This is a genomic window from Polyangium jinanense, from assembly GCF_028435365.1.
Genome location: NZ_JAGTJJ010000007.1, coordinates 183,785 through 210,709, shown reverse-complemented (window position 1 = coordinate 210,709; position 26,925 = coordinate 183,785). Strand labels below are relative to the sequence as shown.

Annotated in this window: 9 protein-coding genes; all 9 read right to left on the bottom strand. The window is 67.8% G+C overall.

The window, feature by feature from the left end; all coding sequences use genetic code 11:
* Window positions 1-22: 22 nt before the first annotated feature.
* Genes KEG57_RS17195 through KEG57_RS17155 form a run of 9 tightly spaced genes read right to left on the bottom strand, consistent with a single transcriptional unit; the run spans window position 23 to window position 26,924 of the window.
* A complete protein-coding gene (locus KEG57_RS17195) occupies window positions 23-1,033 on the bottom strand; it encodes a hypothetical protein (RefSeq protein WP_272420694.1) in 1,011 nt (336 codons plus the stop codon).
* Window positions 1,012-11,760, bottom strand: a complete 10,749-nt coding sequence (locus KEG57_RS17190) for a hypothetical protein (RefSeq protein ID WP_272420692.1) — start codon at window positions 11,758-11,760, stop codon at window positions 1,012-1,014. Before KEG57_RS17190 ends, KEG57_RS17195 begins: the two co-directional genes overlap by 22 nt.
* 18 nt (window positions 11,761-11,778) lie before the next feature.
* The gene (locus KEG57_RS17185; protein WP_272420690.1) at window positions 11,779-13,473 is read right to left on the bottom strand and encodes a hypothetical protein; all 1,695 of its coding nucleotides are present in this window, start codon (window positions 13,471-13,473) and stop codon (window positions 11,779-11,781) included.
* Window positions 13,470-17,918, bottom strand: a complete 4,449-nt coding sequence (locus KEG57_RS17180; RefSeq protein ID WP_272420688.1) for a hypothetical protein — start codon at window positions 17,916-17,918, stop codon at window positions 13,470-13,472. Before KEG57_RS17180 ends, KEG57_RS17185 begins: the two co-directional genes overlap by 4 nt.
* Before the next feature lie 23 nt (window positions 17,919-17,941).
* Window positions 17,942-19,789 carry a hypothetical protein gene (locus KEG57_RS17175; RefSeq protein WP_272420686.1) on the bottom strand — a complete coding sequence of 616 codons (1,848 nt, stop codon included), beginning with the start codon at window positions 19,787-19,789 and terminating at the stop codon, window positions 17,942-17,944.
* Between the two features lie 49 nt (window positions 19,790-19,838).
* Window positions 19,839-21,128 (bottom strand): hypothetical protein, encoded by a 1,290-nt coding sequence (locus KEG57_RS17170; RefSeq protein ID WP_272420684.1) that lies wholly within the window; start codon window positions 21,126-21,128, stop codon window positions 19,839-19,841.
* 21 nt (window positions 21,129-21,149) lie between these two features.
* Window positions 21,150-22,100, bottom strand: a complete 951-nt coding sequence (locus KEG57_RS17165; protein ID WP_272420682.1) for a hypothetical protein — start codon at window positions 22,098-22,100, stop codon at window positions 21,150-21,152.
* Window positions 22,097-24,556, bottom strand: a complete 2,460-nt coding sequence (locus tag KEG57_RS17160) for a phage tail protein (protein WP_272420681.1) — start codon at window positions 24,554-24,556, stop codon at window positions 22,097-22,099. The genes KEG57_RS17165 and KEG57_RS17160 overlap by 4 nt, the downstream gene beginning before the upstream one ends.
* Window position 24,557: 1 nt before the next feature.
* Complete coding sequence (locus KEG57_RS17155; protein WP_272420679.1) at window positions 24,558-26,924, bottom strand: putative baseplate assembly protein; 2,367 nt, start codon at window positions 26,922-26,924, stop codon at window positions 24,558-24,560.
* Window position 26,925: the final 1 nt, after the last annotated feature.

The window sequence follows — 26,925 nt, the reverse complement described above, 5'->3', positions numbered from 1 at the left end:
GATCGGCGGCGCGCCGGCGCGGTCAAGATCGCACCACCACGGAAGCGCGGAGGACGGCAGGCCTACGGACGTCCCTGCGCCATTCGATATGGTATCTCTCGCTCCCGATCGTCGTGTAGACCTCCCCCTCGTCCTCGCTCGGATCGGGTTCGGCCTCCCGCAACGTGCGCTCGCAGAAGCCGAGCCAATTCACGGGTTTCATCGAGGGCGGCGTCGGTATGCCCAGGCGAAACCAATCGATCGACACCCACGCGTCGAGCACCCCCTCGCCTTCGGGCGCGTCCGGAATGTACCTCTTGCGCGCCGGATCCCGCAGGTAGCGAAGGAGCGCCACACCGGCGTCGTAATACCCGAGGAGCGCCGTCAATCGAGCCTCGACGAGCCATTGACGTTTTTCCTCTTCGCCGCCCTCCTCGAACAGGCCCGCGGCATCCATTTCGATGAGCAAGCACGTCCGCCCGCCCAGCTCCGTCCCCTCGTCCCGGGGCGTCTTCGGGGTCTTGCGCGCCACCATGTCGAGCTCCGCGGCCCGCTCGTCGAGCTCGATCGCCGTGCTGCCCGTGAGCAGGGAAAACGGCGGCTCCGTGGGGGTGGGGGGCGCCTCGGGCTCGGCTTCTCCCGACGGCGGCCGCTGTCCTCGGAGCTCACCGAGCTTGCGCAGGATCCGGAGAAGGGTCTTGCCCGGCATGATCATGTCGGCGCTGGTGAACGTCGTCCCGATGATGAATGCATCCGTATCGTCGAGCGTCCTCCCGCCGAGGTTGCGCCAGTTCAACCGGTCCGCGTACGCGACGTCCTCGGGGCGCACGGGCGTGGCGCCCATCGCCTGGGGGACGTTCGTGCCCCGGCGCTGCATGATCGATTCTTCGAGGTCGGACCAGCCTCCCGTGAGTGCAGTGTTCACGACGTACGCCAGCGTCGAGCGCGGGTCGTCGCGTGGATGGTCCGTGGCGAGCAGCGGCCCTGCCTCGGTCTGCTTCAAGCGGAGCCGCAAGCCGTCCACGTCCAGCGTCAGGTCGTCTTTAAGAACCATCGTGCGTCCAAGTATACGGTGTTCAGGATGAACTGGTAGGCCGTCGCCGGCGCATTCGGGGGCACCGCCTCGTAGTACCCGCCGAGCTCGACGCCGTCTTTCGTCGCAGCCGTGCCTTTGCCGTCCTTGTCGCGCCCGAATCGATCGTTGTCGTCTCTGGGCTTCACGCTCGCATGCCATGCCACCAGCGCATCCTCGCCGAGGCGCAGGACGGCGGCCAGATCGTCTGCGGTCGTCTTGGGTTGGTCGGCCTTCATCCATTTGGACATGTCGCACATCGAACCGCCCGGCCGCTCGTCCGGTTTCGTCGGCACCTCGCCCGGGCCCTTCCAGCGATATTGCTCGTACAGATGCACGCCGGTGCCGTCCGGGAGTGTTTTGCTCTTGATATGGACCAGTTCGATCTCGGGCCGGTGCGCGAGCCATTCTTTGACCCGTTTGTCGTCGTGTCCTCCCGAGAGCCCGCGCTCCGTCCACAATTCCTCGGTCTTGTGGAGGTCCCTGGGGTACATCAGGTGCTGCATGACGTGCGCATCCAAGAAGACCGTCCCTGCCTGCGGCCGCGGCCCCGCCTCGTAACGCCGGTATGCGGCATCCGCCTCCCTCTGCTGGACGGGCAGCGCCAGGTCGTCGTGAATTCGCTCCACGAGTTCGTCGGGCACCCCCGCCTTTCGCAAGAGCTCGAGCTTCTTCGGCAGGTCGGCCGGGTCGCGTAGCCCCATGGCCTCGAGCATCCGGCCACGCCGAGCGACCAGGGGACGAAGCTCGTCCTCTTTTTCTTTGAGAGTATTTTTCTGCGAGACGATGCCCTTCTCTCTCTTATTTATCTCATTTTCGAGCTCCTGGATCTTGGCGGTGTCGGCTCCTGCCGTCTTTTTCAACTTGTCGAGCTCGACGCGGTCGGCGGCGAGGAGCTGCTCGTTCGCATCCAGGCTGCCGCGGATCGTCTCGATGTTCCGCTCCTTCTTCGGTATCCCATCGTGCAGCGACACGAGCTCCTCGACGGCCGCGCGATCGTGCGCGGTCATGTCGGTCTCCGTGCTGCCTCTCTTCCACACCTTCGCTTGCTGTTCCTTCCGAATGGTCTCCTCGGACGCCTCCGGGTGCTTGTACACGATGTCGGCGACCTCGGACAGCTCGTGCACGAGCACGTGCGGGACTTCCTGGTTGGGGTGGAGGCGGCGTCGCACGAGGACGTGCGCGGTCCACTTTCCGCCTTCGTATTTCACGATGACGCGTCCGGGGCCCGATTCGTCGACGCCATTCTCTTCGTGAGGCCCGGGCGGCAGCACGGCGACCGCCTCGAGCGTCACCTCGACGAGAATGGTCTTCGAGGGATCGTCTGGGTGGGGCACGGCGAGCTTCAGGCCGTCCGGCGCATCGACGATCTGGCTCTTGTGCACGAGCTCGCGCCCCGATTGCGCGGTCTTCTTGGCCCAATCCGTGAGCTTGTCGTTGTTGACGCTCCCCTTGCCCTCGTAGACGTCCTTCCCGTACGTGCCGCCCACGCCCTCGTTTTCCGTGCCTGGCGGCGGAGCCTTCTCTGCGGCTTTTCCTCGCGCCAATGCCGTCGCCGCCTGCGTGAGGTCGATCAAAACGCGACGCAGCGCCGCGACGTCGAGCTTCCCGTCGGAACCGACGAGCTCTTTCATGGGCTGCTTGCGGAGCGCCGCCTCGATCGCGGCCTCGTCGAACGTCGTGGGATCGGAGCGCATCGACTTGAGTCCGTGGATGGCCTCCAATGCAGCGATGATCGCCTTGAACTCCGCGACGCGCTCCGGCCCGAGCGTGCCCGCCGCGCCGTCGAGCAGCTTGGGGATCTCGAGGTGGCGGAGGCTTTCGAGGTAGCGGCCGAGGTATTTCGATGTCTGCACCGCTGCGCGGTCGGGCTCCGATCCGTAATGGTCGGGCGAGAGGTCCTTCAGCGCGTCGCCGAACTGCTCGCGCATCGATTGGATCATGTGGGCATCGCTGAGCGTCTTGCCCTCTCCGGCCTGCCCCCCGACGACGTGCAAAACCGCGCCTTCGCTGTTGTAGACCTCGTTGGCGTAGAGCGCCGCCACGGCCATTTGCGTGCGGATTCGAAGGGTCAACTCGTCGACGGAACTGCGCAGCTCGTCGTTGTTCGGGTCCTTCGCCAGCGCTTCGAGCGCGGCGTCGCGCTCCCTTCGCCACGCGTCGACTTTGCCCAGCGCCTCGGCGTAGAGCTCGTTCGCCGCGCGCAGCCGGACGTCCGCCGTCCCCGCGTGTTCCGACCCGTCCGCCTTCGCATCCGCCTCGATCTTCGCCGCGCGCGCGTCGATTTTGGCTTCGGCGTCCAGGAACCGCTTCTGTGCCTCCTGCATCCGGGCTGCGATCTCGCTCCGCATCTCCGGCGGCGCGAGCTCGAGCTCTTTTTTGGTGTATTCGTTCCACGCCTCCTCGGCTCGTTTTTGCGCCTCCTGCCGAGAGAGCCCTTTCTCTTGCACGTCCGACCCGATGTACCGGCGGACCTTCGCGAGGGACATGATGTCCTGCAGCCGGTCGTTCTCGTGGCGGACCTGCGTGTCGTTCCCGAGAAAATCGGGCGCGTACCCGGACGCCAGGTGCATCGCCTCGCCGTAATCGTAGACGTTCGTGTCGAGCGTCGTGCCCGACTCGGCGCCAAAAACCTCGCGCGCCTTCTTGTTGAACTCCGCCACCATCTCGGCGACGTTGTGGTGTTTCTCCGCGCCCGCCTTTCCCTCGGCGACGAGGTGCTTGGCGAAGAGCTGCAAATCGTAATCGGAGACGAGCGTCGTGCTCCCCACGGCGCGCAGCTCGACGCCGTATTTTTTGCCGAGGGCCTTCAGGGTCGCGTCGACCCACATCTCTCGCGCGTCGACGATGGCCTGCGCGCTCGCCGGATCGTTCTTGAAGGCCGCCTTGAGGTCCGCCCAGTTCTTGACCTCCTTCATGGCCTTCAAGGCCTGCTCGGGCGTGCGCAAAGGCCCGTGTTTGTCATAAATCTCGCGCGGCGTGAGCTCTCCATGGCCCTTCGCGCTCGCGGGCGGGGGCCGATATTGCGGCGATACGCCATCGATCCGGAAGGGGGCCCGCGGCGCGCCCTTTTCGCCCAGCGCGAGCGGCTCGTTCGGCGCGCCTTTCTTCGTCGTCTCCGCGTAAAACTCGGGTTCCGCGACGGCCCGTGCCTTCACGGCGATCTTCGTGAACCTGTCGCCGGGTCGAATGTCACTGGGTTTCTCGACGTGCTTGCGCCCCTGGACCTCGACCGCGCTCATCGCCTGCGCGACGAACGCCATTTGCTCGGGCGTGGGTTTGGGCGCCGAGGGGTCCGGCTTGACCACGATCACGACCTCGAGCGTGTCTCCGTGCTCGAACGTGAGCTCCTGGATCGGCGGTGGTTTGCCCGGCTTCACGGCCCCGGCGCCCGTCACGTAAATCTCGACGGTTCCTTTGATCCCTGCGGCCACGAGGGCGTCCGCGCCCATTTTCACGAGCGCCCCGACGGAGCCCGGCGCGAGCCCGTGCGCGAGCCTCCGCTCGTGCTCGTTGCGCCCCGCGTGCCGCGCCCCACGCGCCTTCATGTAGGCCAGAAGCGAAGCTGGATCGACCCCGGCCACGCCGTGATTTGCGCGGGCCAGCGCTCTGTAAACTTCGAGCGCCATTTGCTCGAGCGACGTCTGCTCGATTTGGCCCTCGTCGCGGGCCTTCTTCGCGCGCGCGTCCGCCTCGGCGATCGCCTTGTCGACGCGATCGATGACCTCCTTCTGGTGCTTGCCCAGCCAGGCCTCCGGCTTGGGCACCGCGGCGTTCCCGCTCCAATGCGCGAAGTCGAGGTCTTCATCGCGCCGGACGTGCTCGAGATAGGCCGCTCGCTCGGCGTCCGTCATCAGGTCTGGATGATTTTCGAGCCTCTTCTCCGCGTCGCGCACCCGCTCTTCCCCGCGGTCCTGCTTCTGCCGCCGGTAGGAGTCGTGAATCGCGTCGGCGAAATCCTCGAACGAGACGCCGGGCTCGCCGTGCCTCGCCTGGACGAGCGCCTGGTATTCTTGAACGGCGAGCGCGTCGAGGTGCTCCTCGACCGTCTCCTTCCGGCCCTCCTTGCGTGCTTCATCGTACGAGTCCCTCGCCCTCGCGATCACGCTCTCGTGACGCTCGGCGACGTCGGCCCGGTGCTGCCGCAGCCAGATCTCCGGATCTGCGACCGCGAGGTCCTCGGCGCGACCTGGCAATGCCTCCGCGTTGCGCTGGCCGCGCAGCGCGTGCATCATGTACGATTCGTGCTCGGCCGGGGTCATCCTCGGGCCGCCCGCGTCGTCTTTCGGGTTCGTGCGATATGGACTGCCCGTATCGCCCTTGCCCTCTTCGGGCTTCAGGCCGCGCTTCGTGAGCAATTCGTCCGCGCGCTTCACCCTCCGCGTCGCGAGGAGCCGCTCGCGGTGGTGGAACATCCACGTATCTTTGATCCCTTGCGACAAACCACCGCCGAGGTGCTCGAGGTACCTGTCGCCGATGTTCCCGCTGCTCCTGTAGGTCTCCTCGCTCGTCATCAGCTCGACGAGCGCCTGGAGCGGCGCCTGCTCCACGTTGCCGCGCATCATCGCGATCGCCTGCGCGCGCGCGGCCTTTCCTTTCGGCGACGCTGCGGCGACGAACCGATTCACGTCGCCAGGTTTGCCCGCGGGCACGGGCGCCGGCGGCGGGTGAGCCTTCTCCGGCAGCTTGAGCTTCTTCCGCGCCTTCTCCCCGAGCTTACCTGCGCCCTGCGAGAGCGAATGCTGGAGCGCGCCCGTGACGAACGCGTGCCAGGCCTCGCCGGGCACCGAGGCCAAACGCTCCTTCGCCGCCTTCAGGTTTCGCTGCCATCCCTCGTTGAGCCCGTGTTTGACCAGATCAAACGGGTTCAAGAGCGCCGCCGCGCTCCCTGTGAGTCCATTGAGCGCTGTATCGGCGGCCCCGTAAACGCCCTGCTCCGCAGCTTCGATCAAGAACCGCGTCGCTGGCGGCATCTCCTTGATGGATTTCTGGATTGACGAGAGGGCCCCTGCCATCTTGCGCGTCTCGGCGATCCTCGCGATCGCGCTCCGCGCCCAGTATCCGCCGAGCGCCGTCACCGCGCCCATCACCGCGTCCGTCGCGATCGATTTGAGCCCCTCGTTTCCGAGCTCGTAATCGCTGCCCTCGATCGCCTCGTGCACGAGCGCGCCCGCCGCCGCCGAGCTCGCGCCGACGAGCGCGCCCGCGAGCGCCACCATGAGCGGGCCAGCCGCGCCCGCGGTCAATACCGTCACGACCGCGGCCACGAGCGTGCTCACCACGGTCGCGGCGATGTTTGCGACCTTCGCCTTCGCTTGCCGGAACTCCTGCAGCGCCTCTTTGGCGCGCTCCGCGGCCGGCGCGATCTCCTCCTCGGCCTCCGTCTCGGTGACGTCGCCGTAGAGCTCGCCTTTTTCTTTTTGCGTGACGCGCGCCTTGCGCAGCGCGGCCCGGTATTCCTCGTTCGCGATGTCGAGGGAGCCGCCGCTCACGCCGAAAGACGCCTGGAGATCGAAGCCCGCATCGCTCGTGCCGTCGCGGGTCCGCTGAAGCTTGTAATCGTCCTGGAAAAACTCGAACTGCGTCGTCGCGGCGCGCGTCGGCCCCTGGATGAGCGCGAGCTCCGCCTTTTGCTCTGCGGGGTTCGCGCCCTCGTGCGGCGCGCCGATCGCCGACGCGATGATCGCGGACGGCAGCCCCGGGATGCGGTCCCGCACGAGCTTGCGTAGGTCGGTGTATTCTTTGTTGTCTCGAGCGCGCCGCTTTTTCCTGTCCTCGTCCGTGTATTCGGCGTCGTCCGCGAAGGCGCCGCCGGTATGTTTCAGGACGAGATCGTCGAAGCTCTTCGAGACGTCGATGACGTGACCCGCGAAGACCGCGCGCGCCACGAGGGTGCGCGTGTGGTAGGGCTCCGGTGGCTTTTCCGGCTCCGGCTCGGGCGCGGCCTTTTCGTTGACCCCGGGCACGCTTTGGGCCGGGGCGGGCGGCGGCGCGGCATTCCCGTCGGGGCCTTTGGGCCCTTCGGCCGCCTTGGCGGCTGCGCTCGTATCGTTCGGCTTTGGAAGCTCGTCGCTCGTCGGCGGCGTGCTCGCCTCGGGCCCTTTGGGTTTGTTTTTCTCGGCCTCCTCTTTCTCGGCCGTCTCCTCCCCCTTGCGCGCCGCGACCCACGCGTCGTATTTCGCCTGGAGCGTATCTTCCGCGCTCCCGCCGGGCGGCGGCTTCGCGCGGGTGACCGAGGTCCATTCGTGGATCAAGTGCTCGTTCGAGGCCCCGCGCACCGCGGCCAGCATTCCCTCCTCGTCGTCGTCGATCCCCAGCTGCTCCTTGAAGTACGCGTCGGTGGGATCCTCTTCTCCGAGCACCGCCCTGCCAATCACGTCGCCCGCGTTCACGTCGGACGGCGTACCGCTGCCCGATTTCGCGAGGTTCTCCGTCACCTCGTTTTTGACTTCTTTCCATACCCGACCGCGCGCCGCGGTATTCTCCGCCTTGGACGTCGTGCCTACCTTCGCGAAGAGATCGTCGTCCCCGTACGTCTTCTCCTTTTTGTTGCCGTCCGTCTTCGTCGAGGGCGCGGCGGGCTTTGCTTCTTCCTTCTTCGGCTCGCCCGCCGGCTTCTTTTCATCCTTTTGCTCGATCTTGCATTCCGTCCGGTAAACGGCCTGCGCTTGCCGGAGCGTCGCATTCCAGGACATCATCGACGCCGCGGCGAGCCCCGTTTTCGCTTGGTGCTCGATCACGCGCAGCCGCGCCTTGGCCTTCGCCATCGCGTCGTTCGCGCCCGCGATTGGGTCCGGCGCGCCGGTCGATTCGATGTCGAAATCGAGGATCCGCTCGATCATCTCGAGCCGAGCAGCGTCGTGGCCGCAAGCCTTGCGCACCTGCTCGACGAGCGACGCGTCGGCGAGCAAGGCCCGGAGTTGCTCCGGAGACAGCTGCACCAGGTGATCGAGGATCTCCTGCGCGTCCGCGCGGCGGGGTGCTCCTCGTGCGCCCGGCGAGGTCCCCCCAGCGGGTTTGCCCCCCTGGCCGGCGTAATACGTCGGATAGGGGCGCGACTTTGCCTCGAGCGCCGACAGGTGATCCTCTCCGCCCTCCGCCGGGTTTTCGGCAGTCGTGCCATAGAGGATGTTCATCGCCTGCCGCATCTCGCTCGGATCGTCGAGCATGTCCCCGAGCTTCGTCAAAAACTCGGGATCCTTGCGCAATCGCGCCCGATCCGCGTCGGACAGCGTGCGGAGCTTCGGCAAAATGGCCCCGTCTGCGTCGCTCCAATCGCTCCCCGTGAGCACGAGATCGCCGGGCGCCGCCTCGCCGCCGTGCAGGACCATCGATTGGATCTCGGACATCTCGGCGCCCGAGAGCTCCCCGTCGATGATCGCTCGCAGGTTCGGATCCGCGAACGTGCGCACGCACTCCTCGCGCATGCGCCGCATGATCTCCGCCCCTTTTTCTTCCTTCGACCTCTTCTGGAACGCCTCGTCCGCGTCGACCTCCTTCACGAGCGCGGCTTTTCGCCGGCGCATGTACGCGCGGATGTCGTTGCGCATCCCCTCTTCGTGCGTGAAGCTGAAGAGCCCCGAGATGCCGCCCTTGCCGTGGGCGCGCGACTCCATGATGTCGACGATGTCGGCCTGATTCGTCAAACCCTTGTAGATTCGATTCCACTCGACGTCACGGCCGGCGCCTCGCAGCGCCGCCATCGTCCGCCCGTCGGCGAGCGCCGCGCTCCTGTCCTCCGGCTTGGCGCTCTCGATCGCGCGGAAAATCGCGTCCACGTCGCCTGCCTCGGCGAAGATACGTAGCTTGACCACGAACGAGCTCTTGCCCTTCTCGGTCAGCTCGAGCAATCGCTCCACCTCGGCGCGGCTGCCTTGCAGCCCTCCCTGGCCCTGCGGCATCCGCTTCGCCTGGTGGGATTGCACGAAGAACCGTATGTCCAGCCCTCCGCTCACCTTGCGGAAATGGGCCTGGATGAGGCGCTGCTCCTCGGGCAGGTACCCTGCGAGTTTGTCGCCGATGATCTGAGCTCGCGGGAAGGGTTGCTTGAGCTCGGCCTGGATTTCCGAGGCGATCTGCTCCGCCGTCTCCTCGCTGAACTCCGGGGAGACCGAGAACCTGTCCTTGATCGCGAGTTCGTCGGCGGCGACCGCGATCGGCGCGCCCTCGACGGGTCCGCCCATTTCAGTGAGGAGCTGCTCCTTTTTCTTTCCTTGCGACAGGTAAGGGTTGTTCGCGACGCGCTCGGCGGTCATCACGAAATGATGCGCGACCGTGATGCCATACTCCGCGCGGTAAAACTTCTCGAGCTCCGCCGCTGCGTCGGGGTCCGCGTCCCCCTCCTTGTTCGGGGGCAGGTTCTCGGGCTTCGGCGCCCTCGCCTCCGCGTATTTCTGCCCGATGGCCTGCAAGTTGTGCGGGGCGGCCCGCTCGAGCAATGAAAAGAGCTCGCCCGCGGCCTTTTTCCGTGCTGCCTCGAGCATGCCGCGGCGCTGCGCGGTCGTGTCGTCGCCGTATGTGCGCTGGTCGATGGCCTCCTGGTTCATGCCGACGGCGGCGAGCGCGCTTGCCCTCTCCTCTGGCGTGGTCCTCTTCGTGATATCGACGCTCAGCGACCCGCCGAGCTCTTGATAGGCCGCCTCGTGCAGCACGTACAAATTGGGCGGCCCCTTGCCCGTCAGGTCACCAACCTCTTTGAGCTTCGCGTCCGTGACGTGCGATTTCAGCTCGTTGAATGCGGTTTCGATATCGCTGCTATCGGCGTACGAGAATTCGTTGACCTCGTCGTATATTTTCTGCGCGCACTCGTGGATCCAGAGCGTGACCGGCTTGTCGTCCGCGAGCACCTCGCGCAGCGCCTGCTCGAGGCCGGCGGCTTTTCGGGGGCCGGCGAGATCCTTTCCTTGCGCGGCGTCCGTCGCCGCCGAGTCGCGCCGGATCCCGAGCACGCGCTCGCATTCGGCGAGGTTCGCCCCCGCGTCGATCCCCGCGTTGATCTTCGCGCGCAGCCCTGCGCCGTGCTTTTGCTCGTAGAGCTCCAGGAACTTCGGCCCCGGCGCGATCTTTCCGCGCCGTACGATCGTGACGTGAGGCTCCTTCGCGACGTCGGCCTGAAACCCGTGCAGGATGCCGAGCACGTTGCTGTCGGATACGTACGTCCACGTATCGAGCTGGGCGTATAGCTCGTCGATCTTCGGGTAAAACACCGTCTCGTAGAGCTCGTCGAGCTCCTTCTGCGAAGGCGGGTCCGCGTTGTCGCTGACGTTCTCCTGCACCTGCGCGTCGGGGGAACCGGGCAACTTGAATACCCCGGACAAACCCCAGGCCTGCAGGCAGAGGTCGTACGGGCGAGCCGTGAGGCCATCCACCGTGACCGTGCCCTGGAACGAGAGCATTGCATGGTGAAATTTGAGATCGAACCGGAGCTCGAGGAGCGTTTCGCGATCCGAAAGGAGCTTCGCGAGCGCCGCGCCGAGATCGACGGAGTTGCTCGCGGCGACCGCCGCATGGACGCCGTCGAGCGGCGTGGGCTCGTCGATTCCGCTCTCGACGAGGCGCAGCGCCCTCCGGCGGGCGGGCGTCGAAATCGGCGGGCGCAAGGCCGCGTGAAAGCGCTGATCGCGCATCAGCCGATCGCGCGCGGCCCGGCCCGTCTCCCCCGAATGCTCGGTGCAATACGACGCGAGCGCGTCGATCACGGCCTTGTCGGGCGATCCCGCCGCGGCCATCCGGGCCTGCATCATCCGATTGATGACGGCGCTCGTCTGATCGAGCTCCGCGACGAGGCCGTCCATCTGCGTGGCGCTCGTGTATTGCCTGAGCTTCGCCATCAGGGACGCGTCGGCATAGAGGCGATCACGCACCTTCGGCTTCGCGGCCTGGACGAGCTCTTTGATCGTGGCGAGCTGCTTCTCCTCGAGCTTCCGCTCCGCGCGCTTCTTCGACGGCGGCGCTTTCCCGAGCGCGACGTCGATCTTCTTGTGCAGCTCCTTGTACGCCGCCTCGATCTCCTCGCGCTCCTTTTTCTCGCTCTCCGGCGCGCCGATCGCCGAGGTGACTGGCGCCTCGAGCTTTTGCAGCATCGCGACGCGCGCCGCCTCGCGGATCTCCGCCGTCTCGCTCCGCGTCGCTTTGGGCGTGAAGCTGCGGAGCGCGGTGAGCCGCGAGGGGTCGGCCTGCATGTTCCGCCTGCCGTCGGGGCTGATCGGCAGATAGGCGCCGAGGAACGCGGACGACACATTCGCCGCGGAGCCGCCGGATGTGAACTGCGCGATGGCTTGATCGAGCGTCGTCACGTATTTGATGTCGGCCGCGTGATCCTTCGTCGCCGCGGCGAGCGCCTCCTTGTGGGGCGCACGCTCCGGCGGCAATGCCTCGAGGAAGGCGGCGAGCGGGGCGTCGCCGGCCGCGCCCTTCCATTTCAGATCATACGCGGCGCTCCGAAAATCCTTCGGGCTCGGCCCGGGCGGCAGCGGATCCGCGTCCCAGACCATGAGATCACCCGCGCACGCCCTCCACTCCGCCGAGGTGACGGCGGCGTCGAGCTCCTCGAGCCGCTCGCGCTCCTTTTGCTTCGCGGGGTCCTCGACGTGCTTGGCCAAATACGCCGGCAGGCCGGCCTTGCCGGAAGGCTCGGCGGACTTGCTGCGCGGAGAAGGCGCGGCGCTCTTTTCGGTCTTCGTCGGGCTCTGTGCGAATTGGGGTGGCATGTCTTCCCGGGCTCCCCTTCACGCGTCTGCGCCGTGCAGATAATGATACCTCACCACCCGGCCGAGCCAAGGCACCCATCCCGGATCCAGATCGAGCCCCGCTCGCCTCACGCGGATGTCGACCGCTTCCAGATCGAAGACGACGTCGATGTGCGTGCGCGTCGACCCGATGCGGCCCGGGCGGCAGACCAAGTCGCGTAGCCCGAGCCGGAGGTTTCTCCGGCAAAACCTCCGCGCCTCGAGCAGGAGCTCGCGCACGAGCCTCTCGACCTCCTCCCCGAGCGCCGGATCTTCGAAGCTTGCGTCCACGCGATCGCCGCCGAGCGCGAGGAACGCGGCATCTTCGGCAGGCGCGCCGAAACGACGAGCGACACTGACGAAGAAGCGCGCCGCGAGCCCGACGTCGAAGAGGCGCGGATCGGCCTCGAGCCGCGCCGAAATTCCGATTTGCTCGAGCACCGGAATCAAGAAAGACAAGCCGCCGACCACCGTAGGCCGCAGAATTCCGTCGCCCCAGCCCCCCGTCGCCCAGGGCTCTTCGTCCGCCGTGTCGGGTGAAACTTTCCCGACAAGTGCTCCCTTCGCGAATCCCGAAAGGCCCGCGATCCGCGCGGCCGCGGCGGGTTCGTCGGAAACGCCCCTCGGCGAAGCTTCGGACAACCCACCCCCTTCACGAGGTCCGCCCGGGCGGGGTTTTTCCGGGCGGGGTTCGCCCGCGACGCCCACGCTCGCTCCGTCCGTCTCCTCGGCGGCGTCTCGCGCGGGTTTCCCTTTGAATTCGACACGCCCTCCCGCCGAGTTCGTTTCGACAACCTCGCCCGCGGGCGCCGGCGCTGCGAGTGGCGACTCTGCCACGGCCTCGTCCTTCGTCGTGGTTTGCCCTCGCTCCTGCGGGTCTCCGTTCGTCGCGACGATCGCCGTCGCGACCGCCGCCGCGCGCTCTGCAAGGCGCGGATCCGCGATTCGACCGGGCTCCTCGATCAACAAAAACATCGCCGTGAGCCATACCGATCGCGCGTCGCTCGGCCCCCAGCTCGCGGCGAACCGAGCGATGGTCTCGCGAAACGATTTCGTGCGTATCGAAGGCGCGGCCGCATTCATCGAGTCTGTCTGGACGAACGGACGCGCCTCGGCCGTCATCCCTCCGAGCGACCGTACGAGCGCCGATCCCTCCTGCCATCGCAAAACGAAGAGCAGCGGCTCGAGCGCCCCGCGCGTCGAAAAAAGTGCCTCGACGAGCGCCGCCGCCGCGAGTGGCCCCGCGCCGGTCTCCATCACGCCCCGCAGCGCAAATCGCAGCGCTTCTTCGCGACCCATCCCCGGGACGAACCCCGGTGCCGCGTGCGGCCAAAACCACGCGTCCGCGCGCCCGCCTCGGCCCAAGCGCCGCGCGAGCGCCACGAAGGGCTCGATTTCGTCGCGAAAAAACACCACCTCCGCGCGCTCGGCACCGGGCTCTTCGCCGTGTACCGCCGACGACACGAGTGCGCGCACCCGCTGCTCGAGCGCGAGCGCCACGCTCGCGGGCGGCATGTCGGCTCGTATCACGCCGATATCGAGCCAACGCAAGAGGAGCACCCGCCCCGGCCCTGCCCCCGGTAATGAAGCCGTCCGGAGCGCGTCCTCGAACAAAAGCGCGCCGCGGCGCACGAGCTCCTCGCGCCTCGCCTGGAGGCGCAAGGTCCCCACACGCCGCAGCGCCTCCACCGTCACGTGTTCGCCCCCGAGGACGGCTCGGAGAACGTGACCGTCGCGCCCTTCGGGATCTGCACGGCCGAAGCGGTCGCGCGAATGACGCGCACGAATGCCGCATTCGGGCCGAGATCCTCCACGACCCCTTGCACCGTATTCGACTCGACCGCGACGATGGCGTGCATCCCCGCGCGCAGCCGCTCCGCGTCCACGGTCACCTCGAAGAGCCCGCCGACTTTCGCGAGCACGTCTTTCGCCACCGGGCCCGACACGAGCCGATCCACGGGCACGTGGCTCGCGAGCAGGAGCGCCGCGCGCACGATGTCGTTCATCAGGCCCATCGCCTCGGGCTCGGCCGCATTCACGCGCGAGAAGAGCCAATCGACGAGCGCCTGCAAGTGGAGCCGCAGGACGACGTCGACCTCGTCCCATCGCGGCAATGCAGCGAGGCTCCGCAGGCCCACGGCCGGATCGTAGGGCCCCATGACCTCCGACCACGCGAGCCGCAAGGTCGCCGGCACCTTGCCAAAGCGCAGATAAACGCTCGTCGCGACGCGTGCGATGTGCTCGAGCTCCTCGGCCGCGCGCCGGGCCACGCGAGGCCCGCCGTGCTCTCCCGAGGCCAGATCGCCGAGCGAAACGATCTCCTCCGCGGCGCGCCGCAGATCCCTCAGGCTCTGCTCCTCTTTCGGGCGAATGACGTAACCCGCCGACGCGACGCGTTTGTTTTTGATCGCCCCTGACCACGCGTTCCACATCCCCGTGAGCTTCACGGCGGCGGGGCTCACCGCGACGAATACCCGCTCGGGCGCCACGCCCGCGCGCGCCCGCGCCATGAGCAGCGCGCGCCGGAGGATGTCGAGTTTGTCCAAATCCCGCAGGATCACCGGACCCTGCGTGAACCAGCCGATCGGCGCGTCGCGCAAGAGATCGAGAAGCTCGCGCAGATCGTCCGGCGGCTCGACCGTCGTCGCGAAGGCCGCGGGCAGGATGGCCCCGAGTGATCCGGGGATGAGATCGACCGCGGGCATCTCTGCCGCGGGGTCGATGCCGCGGGGCCGGTGGTACACGAAATACGGCACTCGATTCTGCAAGACGTCCAGGCGCCGCGCATTGACCCCGTCGACGCGAATCGTTTCCTCGGCGAGCAGCGCGCGCGCGGCGGTGATGTCGACCCGCGCCTCGGCCACCTCGCCTTCGATTTCCTGGAGGCGCACGCCGGCCTCCTTCACGAACTCCTCGATCTTCGCTTTGACCTTCTCGTAATACTCGGCCACGTCGACGAGCCCCCCCGCCACCCGCTCGAGATCGCGCAGGAGCGCGAGCGAATGCTCGTGGAGCTCCACCGCAGCCCGGAAGTAATCGCCTTCGGCCCACGAAAGCATGTTGTGGACGAGCGTGGTCGGGATGCGCTCCACCTCGGCCTTGATCCGGGTCATCACCGACTGGACTACGCTGTTCGACCAATACACGAGCTCGAGGGGTATGTCCTCGCGCAGGACGACCTTCGTCGGTTCGCCGTTTTTCTGGGCCAACACCACTTGCTCCCCCTCGAGGTACGCGAGGCCTCGGATGACGAGCTTCGTCGTGTCGAGATCGTATTCGCGGACGAGCCACGCGACGCTGCCGAGGATGTCGGCCTTGGTGTTGGCCGCGTCCGAGAGCGCCTCCACCGCGTCGGGCAGGCTGAGCTTTCGGCGCTCGCTGCGCGATCGCGTGCGGCGGAAGAGACCTTCAAGATCGTATCGCGTGGCGGCCGGGCTCTGCCCCATGGCGACGCCGAGGACCGGCGACACCGCGAGCCGGCTCGCCTCGGTCGTCCCCGTGATCATGAGCTGCCTCGCGCGCTGGACCTCGCTCTGGACGCGGAGGAACCCGCTCTCGATGAAATCCTCGACCTTTTGCCTCTTCTGATCGATCTCCGCGACGAGCCCCTGGAGGCCCTTCTGCGCGATCATCTGGCGCGCGTCATCCGCTTTCTTCACGTAATGATGGAGGGAGTACGGACCGCCGGTCGGCGGCTGGAGGGCGTCGATCACCTCGAACCCGCCTTCGGGCGTGCGCACGGCGTCGAGGACGAGCGCGTCATTGTGGTCCCACGCGGCGATCACGCGCGAATTCGCCCCGCCGAGCAACCGATGAACGATCCTACTGTTCGACCTGTCGTGATAAATGAGATCGAGGAACCCCTCGCGCCGCTGCGTGACCGCGAACGAGCCGATGATGTTGTCCTCGGTCACCTGCTCGAAACCCTGAAAAATGTTGTTCTCGAGCCATCCGCGCATCATGGGCCTGTCGTCCTGGTTCACGACGACGTCGATCCTCGACGAATTCGTGGCGACGAGGCCGATGCTCTTCGTCGACATCGGCTCGACGGCGGCGTTCACGGCCTGCGCCGACCACGCGACGGATGGAGGGGCGGTGCTGATGGTTGCCGAATACCAGGTGAGCTTCGTGGTGCCATCGTAGACGCTCGCGAAGACATAGGCTTTCCCCTCGTGGAAGATCGCCGAGACGGAGCCGGTGAACACCTGCGAGCTGGGCAGCTGCCGCGACGCGACGAGCACGTTCAGGTTGCTGGACAGGCTCTGAACGATACAATGGAGATCGTTGCCGCTCACGACGAAGACGGCAGCGTACCCATTGCCGAGGGATACGGCCGCGAGCGAGGCCGTGGGATTGAACCCGGTGTAGACCGTGCTCATCTCGTATCGCCCGAGCGTGCTCGACCAGCGCCAGCGGCGGAGCTGGCCTTGCTGCCCATTGAAAGCAACAATGCCAAACAGATCCACGTGCGGGCCCCCCGTATTCACGGCGGCCGCGCGGGACATCGTTTCGTTCGATCCGAAGGGCAAGGCCGCCACTCGATAGCCTATGGAGTCACGGCGGATCCAATACGCGCCGATACCGCTGGCGACGAGCCCCTCGAGCGCCCCGTCTGCGGCGCGCGCGAGCGAGATGTCGGCGACGTCGTGGATCTTGTCCTTGAGGGTCCGAGGATCTTCCCACGTGCCGTCGAGCCATCGCGCTGCGAGCGCCTCTTCGAGGGCGGGGATCAGGTCGCCGTCGGTGCCGTATGCCTTCTCGGGATACGCTTCGGGATACGAGGGCTCCGGCTCGTCCGCAATGGCGCCCGCGTCGACCGATGGGAACCGATCGGTCTTTTTACCCTCGAGCGAGTCGAGCAGGACCGTCTGCCGCTCGCGCACGTAATCCCTGCGCCACAGCCACTCCGAGAGGCGGGTGAGCCCATTTCCGATGGCCTCTCCGAACGCTGGCGACACGAACTCGGGCTGGAGCAGCCCTGGCTCGTAATCACGCTCGGTCACGGGTACGAGCAAGCGGACGCGAGCAGCCTCCTTCGTATCGAGAGGCGCCAGCGACGCGCACGCGGCGAGGATCCCGTCGAGCTGCTCGATGGGCACCGGAGCGACCTCGACGTAGAAGTTGCCGGAAAAGAACTGCTTTTGCCATTGCAGAAACCACGGGGCGCCCTCGCTATTCAACTGAATGAAGTCTATCGCGGCCCTGGGCAACACACCGAAGGGGGGCAGCCACCGGAAATCGTGAATGGCCGTTTTGTCATCGAATCTCGAGGGATCGAGCGACGCGATCTCGTCGCCGAACTGCTCGACGCGCGCCTGCCAGAGCCGCGCGCTTCCTCCGCCGAAGAGCCGGGTGCGCGCCCGCGGGACGCCGCCGCGACGAACCACCGAGTGCCGATCGAAAAAGAGAGGGTGGCCGGTCTCCGATCCGGGGAGCAAGGAGACGAGCCCGATTGGCACGCCTTCGATCTCCCACGGCAAAACCTCGCCCGGCATGAGCGCGCGCTCCTTCTCGAAGACCTGCCAGGCGATCCTGTTGCGCGTCGACGCGGCGGGCACCCACGGCCACGGGTGCAGGAGCAGCTCGCAGCCCTCGACGATGCGTAGATCCTCGAATGCGTAATCCTCCGGGTCCAGATCGAAGGGGACCGGATCCTTGCGCTCCCAGACGACCGGCCGCAATACGAGCACCCCTGCATGAAAGCTCCCGGCGGGCCATCCATCGGACGTGGGCGGCTGGAAGAACGCCTGACTGCGCTGGATCACGTCGATCGACTTCACGCGCATCTTGCGGGGCACGACGACGTCCTCGCCCCTCGCGGTGAGGCCTCGGCCCGGGCTCACCTCGACGTACGAGACCATGACGGTGGTCTCGGTGCCGTTGACCATTTTATTCTCGGCGACGAGCGAAAAACGCACGTCGAGCCCCGCGACGACGCCGGGCGTGACCCATTGACCGGCGATGGCGAGCCGCCCCTCGCGCGCGACTTGATCGCTCGCGAGCGTGGTGTGGGTCAGGGTTCGTCCGGTATATAGATTCGAACGCGCGCGCCACCCCGCTTCCACGGCGGGCGCCATTTGGGGTTCCACTGCGACGGCGTGCTCGCCGTCGAACGGCATTGCGATGGGTCGGACGCGCATGGTGCAGGTTTACCCTTCAGGTCTCAGCGCCGGGTGGTCCCCGACGGCCCGGTGATCCGGATCGTGTTCGGATGGAAGTAGTTTTTCAGGAGGACCGCGATCTGGTCCCCGCTCGAGTTGCCGTCGAGGAACTCCCCGATCCTCGTGAGACCGTCCCCCTGGGTATCCCCCTTCACGTGGCGCACGATTTCGGGGACGCACAGGCACGTGGCAAAGCCCTTGGCCGATGCGCCCGTGACCCCGAGCGTCGACCCCTCGACGGCGCTTTCGATATCGGACAGCGCCCCCGCGTCGAGCGTGGCGAACCTCGGCCCGACCACCGCCGGGTCTGCGAGTGAATCTGCAGGGGCGAACAGCTCGCCCACGAGCCCCCAGCGCAAGACGCGCGTGGCGTTCGCGTGGAGCTCGAGCAAGGCGGCGACGGCGAGCACGAGGTCCTCGTCGAACTCGCCGTTCTGGAGGGTCACGATTTTTATCTCGTAATTCTCCAGGAGCTGCAGATCGGAGAGGTAGGTCGAGATGAAAGCCCACGCGGGCCCGACCAGGTCCGGCGGTGGTGGCGGGATGGCATCGGGGTTGTACCCCGGCATTTCGAGCTCACCGAGCGCCGAGGCCGAGAGGAAATTCTTCCGCCGCACGTACCAAACCGTCTCGGAGGGGGCAGACTGGATCACCGAGAGCCAGATCGCCGCGTTGGCGCTCGCAGACGCCAGGTCCCTGAGCGAATACGCGCCGGTGAAGATCATCGCCTCGCGGGGCACCGGCACGAGGATGATCACGCTCGTCCCTTCGAGCGACTCGCTCCCTTGCGTCAGATCGATCGGCGGCATCAGCATGCATTCGTCGAGCACCGCCGGGAGCTCGTCCTCCGGTACGCCGCCGATCGACACCTCGATCTCCGGCGGAAAGAAGTGTTGCTTGCCTCCCGTGATGTCGATCGACGCCTTCGGGATGCGCCCGACCGGCGGCAATGCCAGGAAACGCTCGGTCGCGGCTATCGGCCCGCTCTGGGCCTGATCGACGCTGGCGCCGAAGACTTCGGAGATGTGCGCGTCGTATTGCAGCAGGTGCGCCTCGCGCTGCGCCCGCGAAGGCCTCCCGGCCCCGAGCACGTGCGTCCGTTCGACGACCACCTCGCGGCGCACGAGGTAGGGATCGATCCATTGCAAGACGCCGTGATCGAGCGCCACCATCGCGATGGGCAGGACGTCCTCACGGGCCCCGGGCGAGGCTCCCCTCACGAAGATCGCGTGCACGGCGCGGTGCCTGCGGTCCTCGAGCGATCCGCTCGCGGCGCGCTCCGGGAACGGGATGAGCGTGATCGCGACCGCCTCGACGACATCGGCGTCGTGCGCGACGCGCCCCTCCTCGAGCGACGCGGGGTATTGCGCCACGGGGTTCGCCGTGTATTCGACCGGGCGGAGCGCGAGGACATAAAGCCCGGTGCGGTGGCGGGCCGGCGCGCTCGGGATGCGCGAGATCCCGAACGCTGCGTCGAGCCTCTCGATATCGGGCACGGCGTCGAGCCGGAGCGTGAGGTCCTCGCCGAGGACCACGATTTCGCCGCCCGGCGTGATGCCGTGCCCGCGGTCAATCTTGATCGTCCCATCGGGCACGTGCGAGGTGATCCCTGGGTAGACGCGCAGCCCCCGGACGACGCCGCCTCCGACGCCCCGCGCGAGATCGGCCTGCCGGGTCGCAAAATGCGCCTGATCGCGGGTGAGATCTTTCGCAGTGAGGAAGCGGCCGTCGAAATAGGACGAGCGCACGCGCCGATCGTCCGCGACGAGCGCGCCGTCTTTCGCGAGGGTGCGCGCGAGCGTGCTCGGGATGTTGTATCGCGCCGGGACCGTCGTCGGATTGGAGGACATCGCCATTTCCTGGGCTCCTGAAGCTCGAAACGGGGCTCGCGCGTTCGGTTCAACTGTAGGGGAAATGCAGCACTCCCTTGGGCGTGAAATTCTTTCGACGGACGAACCACAACGATCCGCCCGACGTCTGCGCGATCGCGGCCGCCCACGCGGCCTGGTTCTGCGGCGTCGTGGCGAGATCCGCGGGCCCGAGCGTCGCGATCATTTCGTCCATCTGCGCGCGCGGCACCGGGATGAGCACGATCACGCTCGCGCCCTCGAGCGCCACGCCCTGCAGCCTCAAATCGATGGGCGGCAAGTGCGCGGCCTCGTCGAGCACCGCGCCGAGCTCGTCGTCCGGCACGACCGAGAGCGACACCTCGACCTCGGGCGGGAAAAACCACTGCTTACCGGCAGTGACGTCGACCGCCGCGAGCGGCAAGCGCCCCGCCGGGGGCAACGCGAGGAAATGGTCGATCGCCGGGAAAGACTGCCCGCGACCCATGAGCGCGCGCGCCTCGAGGACGTCGGAGAGGTGCGCGTCGTATTGGAGCAGGTGCGCCTCTCGCAGCGGTCGCGACGGGCCGCTGACGCCGAGGATGTTGCCTTGCTCCTGGGCGACCTCGCGGCGGACGAGGAACGAATCGATCCATTGCAGGGCCCCGTGATCGAGCGCGACGAGCGCGAGCGCGAGCGCATCCTCGCGCGTGCCCGGGCGCGCGCGCTCCACGAAGATCGCGTGGGCCGCGCGGCTCCGGCGCTCGTCGAGCGTGCCCGTCGCGATGCGCTCGGGATAAGGCAAGAGCGTGATCGCGACGGCCTCGACGATGTCCGCGTCGTGCGTCGACCGCCCGCCGTCGAGCGACGTCGGATAGGACGCGACGGGGTTCGTCGTGTATTCGACCGGCCGGAGCGCGAGGACGTAGAGGCCCGTGCGCGTGCGCGTCGGCGCATTCGGGATGCGCGCGAGCCCGAGCGCCGCGTCGATCTGCTGCATTTCGGGGATTCCGTCGACGCGCAGGGTCACGTCCTTGCCGAGCACGACGATCTCGCCTCCCAGCGTGAGCCCGTGCCCGCGCGAAATCTTGATCGTTCCATCCGAGCGGCCGCGGACCGTGCCCATGTCGACGACGAGGCCGCTCACGACGCCGCCGCCGATGGCGCGCCCGAGATCGGCCTGGCGCGTGAGGAAATGGACCTGGTCGCGCGTGAGATCCTTGGCGGTCAGGAACCGGCCGTCGAAATAGGTCGAGCGCACGCGCCTGTCGTCGGCAACGAGCGCGCCCTTCGCGAGCAGCGCTCCCGCATCCTCGCTCGAAAGGGTGCCCCGCGCGGGGACATTCGTCGGATCGAAGGACATCGCCATCTCCTCGGTCGCTCCTCAGAATCCCAACCACCAAGAGAGTGCCGCCGCGGACAACGAGAAAGGCCTGTGCTCTTTGTCCACGAAGACCGTGCCATTCCGGAGCGGCCGCGACGTACCGTCGTCGGCCGTCTCGGTTTGCCCTGCCGTGATACCGATGACGACCCGAGCGAGCAGGATCCACGCCGGGTCGGGATCTCCGTCCACCGTATCCGGATCCTTGCGCATCGATTCGGGCAAGAACGTGTCCTTCCGAATCGCCTCGAGCTGCGCCTCGCGGTTGTCATGCCAGGACGAGAGGATCGTGTCTCGCACGTTCCTGCGGCGCTGCACGAGATCGCTCGGATCTGCGGGATTGGTGAATGGCACGCCGCCCTCGGGCAGAGGCCACGGCGCCACGGGGACGGGCGGCACGGTGTTTTCGGTGCGCAGCACCCATCGGAGCTCGTATCCGTCCCTCATTCGCGCCGGCTGGACGGCGTCTGTCGCGTCGAACGGGCCCGCCGCGAGCGCCGGGGTTTTTCCGCGCGGCTGGCTCGAGAAGCGGAGGAAGACGTCGGCCACGACGCCGCGCGCGAGGTACGGATCTCCCGTCGCCGGCCCGATCCCGTAATTGCCGTCCGTACGCACGACCGATCCATTGAAGACATCCTCGTCGTGCCCCTCGTACCAGCGCTTCACGCGCACGCACGCGGCTCGGGGCACCTCGACGAGCCGCCCGAGGGGATCGAGTGCGATCCCGGGCTTCACCTCGAGCTCCTCCGCGCTGCCGTTCACGGGCGGCTTGTGGTGCACCAAGAGGCCCGCCACCGTCCCGAATCCGTGCAGATACGCGAGCGCCCGCGCGAGCCGGCCGCGATGGTACGACTGCTCGGCCACGAAATCCGCGGCATCGAGCAACACGCCCGTCGCGTAATGGACGCGATCAGGCGCCTCCGCCTCGAGCAGGGGATCCTTCGGCGTGCTCATTGCGAATCTCCTCCTTCCAATCTAGGATCCAGGCTGGGCAAACGGGCGAGGACGTCACGCACCCCGAGCGCGCTCCGACCGACACGCACCGAGCCCGGTAAAACCGGCGCGCCGAGGAAGCTGTCGACGCCCACGAGCGAGGCAATGCCGACCATGAACGGGTGGCTCGCCCTCGCGACGGAGACACGCACGTGCGCAGGCGCTTCGAGCTCGGCCAAGCGCCGCACGAGCGCGATGTCGGCCGGGGGGAGCGCCTCGTGGACGAGGATCGTCACGCGATGCGCGAGCCTCTCGAAAAAGGCCTCCACGGCCTCGTGCTCCGCGGCCGTCCGCTCGATTCCCTCGCCGAAGAGCGCGAGGAACTCCTTTTGCCCCTCGGCGCCCAGAAACAGCGTATCCCCCACATAGGAATTACCGCTCTCGACGAGCCCCGGCAGGAGCGGGTCGTCCTCCGTGTCGAGGTTCGCCCCGAGGATCGTCGAGAACGTACGCCGGAGCCTGAAATCCTCGACGATGACGAGCGCTCCCCGGGCGACGGCGCCGTCCGTGACCGCATCGAGCGCGAGCGACAAACCCCGGAGCGTCCCGCGCCAGGGCCGAATGCGAGGCGCTGCCGTGAGCAGGCGCCGGCGCCGCGCCTCCGGGACCAGCGGATCGAAGCTCAGGCCGATGAAGCTCGCGAGCCATTCGAGCGATTCCCCCGGCGCTTTGCGTGGATCGGTGAGCATGAAAGCGCTCGCCACGCGATCCTCGATCGGGGTGAGCACGCCCTCGACGATCCCGAGGAAACGCTCCAAAAAATCCGCGGGCGTCGCGCGCGCCAGAGACGCGTCGGCCTCCTCGCCGAAGATCTCCTCCCGATAGAGCTCGGGCAGGTATTGGTTCAAGTAGGAAAAACGGGGGCCATACATCCTCAACGCGGCGACCTCGGGCGTCGCGCGGCCGTCGCCGACGAGCTCGATGCGCACCCAGAGATAACGGCCCCGGAGCGAGCGCACGCGCCTGTTGCTGCGCTGGACGAGCGCGGTGAAGAGCCCCCTCCGCTCCGGCTCGATGTCGCCCGACAAGAGGCCCTCGTGGAAGGGCAACTCGGAGGCCGCGGGCACCCACGCGCCCCGCGGCACGTCGGGCGCATTCGATCGAGGCTCGACGTCGCCGAAAAGGTGCTCGTACCACGCGCCCGCGTCCTCCCGAGACGGGCGCTCGAGCGTATTCGTCGCGGCTAGAAAGACGCGGACGCCCGTGCGCACGGGCAAGCAGGCCTCGAGGTAGATGCGGTGCCACGTCGCGCCCGGCTCCCCCGCGTCGATCGGCGGGACGCCGTCGCCCATCGCGTTCTCCATCTCGCCGCTCGTCGCATAGGAGGGAAACGAGACCTGGTGGAAGGGCGCCGGAGGCTCGCCTGCACCGGGATCGTAATGAGGCGGAGAGGACACCGAGTGCAAAAAATGAGCCGTCTTCGGCGGCAGTGGATAATAATCGCCGAGCGGCACCGCGGGCTCGCCATCTTTTCCGATCGAATAGGCGAGCGCGACGGCCTTGCCGCCGAGCATCGTGCCCTCGGAGACGCGGAAGATCACGGCGATTGTACCCTCCGCGAGCCACGTGAAGCTCGTCGGGCGGGAGAGCCCCTGGAGCGGGATCGCGTCGCCGAGACCGTTTTCCCCGACGAACCGCAGCTCCGCGGGAGCGATCGTCCCATCCTGCGCCGGCTGTCGCCAGCAGACGACGGCGACTCGCCCGCCCGGGCTCACGGCGACCGCGGCCGGGTGTATGCCCTGGAAGAGTCCCAGCGATTGCATCGAAATCTCGGGCGGATTCGGGTTTCTCTCGCTCGGCTCGAAGACCCCCGGCGGAGCCTCCGGGGGCACGAAAGGCAGGGGGCGCCCCACGACCCGCGCGAAGCGGGCGCTCATCGACGAGGGAATCGGCGTCGGTTGAAGCTGCCCCGGCGCGATCGGCCCCGAGAGGGCGACGCAGCCGCCCGCCGGGTGCGCCGCGAGCCGCCACGCCGAAAAACCCGGGGTCGAGAGCTGCACCGGGGCGAACCGGCGGCGTAGGTCCAGCAATACGACGTTTCCGCCGGCCGCGACATAAAGGATGTCGTCGTAGCCGATCGCCACGTCGGTGACGTTGCCGTACGGAAGGAGCGCCGCCGAATCCAGGATCACGTGCGGCTCGGGCCCCGCACCGGCCGCGACGACGTTGACGCCGTCGAAATACGCCCACGTGCCGAATCGATCGATCGATGCCGGCACGTTCGTCAGGTACGGAAGGATGATGCCCGGAGCAACGATTTGATTGGCATCCCGCCACGGCGGATCCGCGAGCACGCTCTGCAGGCGCAAGGCGCGACGCTCGTCCTCGAAACGGATCCGATGCTCGTCTTGCTGGGTCGCGGGCGAAAAGCGAGCGCGCTCCGCGAGCATCCAGAAGCGCTGCTTGTTCGCATCCATGTCAGCACACCTCCGGCACGACCGGCACCGCGATCCCACGCTCGCCCGCGAAAGGATCGGGGCTCGCATGCAGATCCGTCGGCACCGCGCCGTCCGCGTCGACGACGACGCCGAGCAATTCGGGCAGCTGCCAGGGCCGGAGGACGAGCTCGACCGGCGCGCCCCCGCCCTCGAGCGCGACGAAGCGCTGCGCCTCGGCGGACGCGGAGCTCTGCGCGGCGCTGCCTCTCGGCGTCAATACGCGCTCGTAACGGGCAGCGCCCATCGATCCGTCGCCGCGCGGCGGGAGCTTCACGAGCGCCCCGGCGCTGAAGAGGCGCACGCCGAGGATCGTCTCGACGCCCGGGACCTGCGCGACGACGACCTCGATTTCACGGTCCCGCACCGACCGCGCAATGGGCCAGCCCGCGCCATTGGGCCCTCCCGGCGGGAGCGGCCACAAGAAACGACCGAGGATCTCGCGCACCGCATTGATGACCGCCTCGCGACCGAACCCCTCGCGTATCGTGATGCCGACGCCGACCCCCACGGGGACGTATTCGCATCCGATCACGTAGAGCTCGCCCGCAAGCGGGCGGCGCGCGTCGAGGTGCGCGTGCACGGCCTCGAGCATGGGCCGATCGGCCCGCGGGTTCGGCGCGCGTAACGAGCCCGAGAAGGGCAACGCCATCACGGAGACGACGCCCGGCACGTCCTCGCGGCGCTGGTGAGGCTTGAATCGCGGCAGCACCTCGACGCGGCCGAGCGTCACGCCCGGGGTCTCCGCCGCGAGCCTGCGATAATCGTCGGCCGTCACCGCGCGCTCGCCGTGGCGCAACGTCGCGGGGATGCGCCGCTCGGCCTCGGCCAGGGTCTCGGCATTTTTCCCGCCCGTCGTCGCCAGCCGCTGCAATACCTCGAGTTTGCCTGGACGCACGCCCGTCACCGTGAATGCGTCGATCTCCTTCAACGTGCCGGGCGGCAGGTTGCCCGCGCTCCCGCCGCCGGCCCTCGCCCGCGCGACGCGCACGCGCATCCCGGAGCCCGGGATACGGCCACGCGCGCCGTCGCCGAATCGAATGGTGCCCGCCTCGGCGTCGAGCTCGAAAACGACGTCGTCGCGGCCCGCGAAAACGAGATCGTCGATCCTCTGCCAACCCCGGTATCCGAGCCCGGGCTCCTCGACCTCGATTTCGAGCGAGTCTTCCTCGACGGAGCGCGAAGGTAAACGCATTTCTTGGTCGGCCGTGCCGTTGCTCTCTCCGATCACGACGCCCGTTGCGGTCGTGCGGTGCTCGATCTCGACGGCGTGCACCGAGGCCCACGCGAGCGCGAGCGATTCGACGCGCGCGGTCGGCCGGAGCCGGATCCACGCGACGAGCCGCGAGGCCCTGTCCGGATCGTCGAGCCGCGGCGGCCTGTCGCCGACGCCCGCATGTAGATCTTTTCGCACGTCGTCGGCAGGCACGTCGATCCCGCCCCCGGGCATGACGAGCTCTACGACGCCCGTGCGGGTCAAACCCATCGTCGTGTCGCGCGCGACGGCGAGCCTCTGATACGTCGGCTCGGCTCCAGCCGGCGATTGCACGATGATTTCCCACGTGTGCGGGACGCGGGCGCGGGGGCCGATGTCTTCGAAGAGCTCCGGGACCACGATCGCCGGAGCAATGCCCACGGAGAGGACGCGCGGCGCTCCGGTCGTCTTGCCCTCGAAATCCTCGCGCAGCGCTGTCACCGCGGCCGCCGCGGCTGCGGCCGACGTCTGGGGCGGCACCGGATCCACCTTCGGCGCGAGGAGCGCGATCCAGAGGCATCGATCCACCGCGCGCGTGGCGAGATCGAACCCCGCCGGCTCGGCGGCGCCGCCCGGAAAAACCGGGGTCGTCTTGTAAAACGACGCCGTCTCGTTCGCGTCGAGGCCATACACGCGCCTGAGCCCCGGCAGGAGCTTCGCCATTCCGGTGCGCTCGTCGTCGGTGAGCGGGCGTTTGCAATACACCTCGCCGAAGACGTGGGGCACGGTGAGCTCGGCGCGCGTCTCGAACGTGGCCGGCCCCTTCACCGTCGCGAGCGGGCGCAGGACCACGGTCGGCTGGAGCTTTCGCTCGCTCTCCGGGTATCGCACGGCGACGAGCCCCGTCGCGGCGGCGGCGGGCCGCATCCGGATGCCGAGCAGGCGCAAGAAGGCGAGCCGCTGCCGCTCCGGGATCAGGTTCGCGCGATAAAGAATCGTATCCGCGAGCCAGGCGAAGAGCTCGAGCAGCGTCCGCCCTGGATCTCCGACCCGCGGGTGCGTCCATTCCGGGGTATGCCCCGGGATGCGCGCGACGAGCTCGTCGACGAGATCCTCAAAACTGCGGTCATCGAGGCGGGGAGGGACGATCGGCATC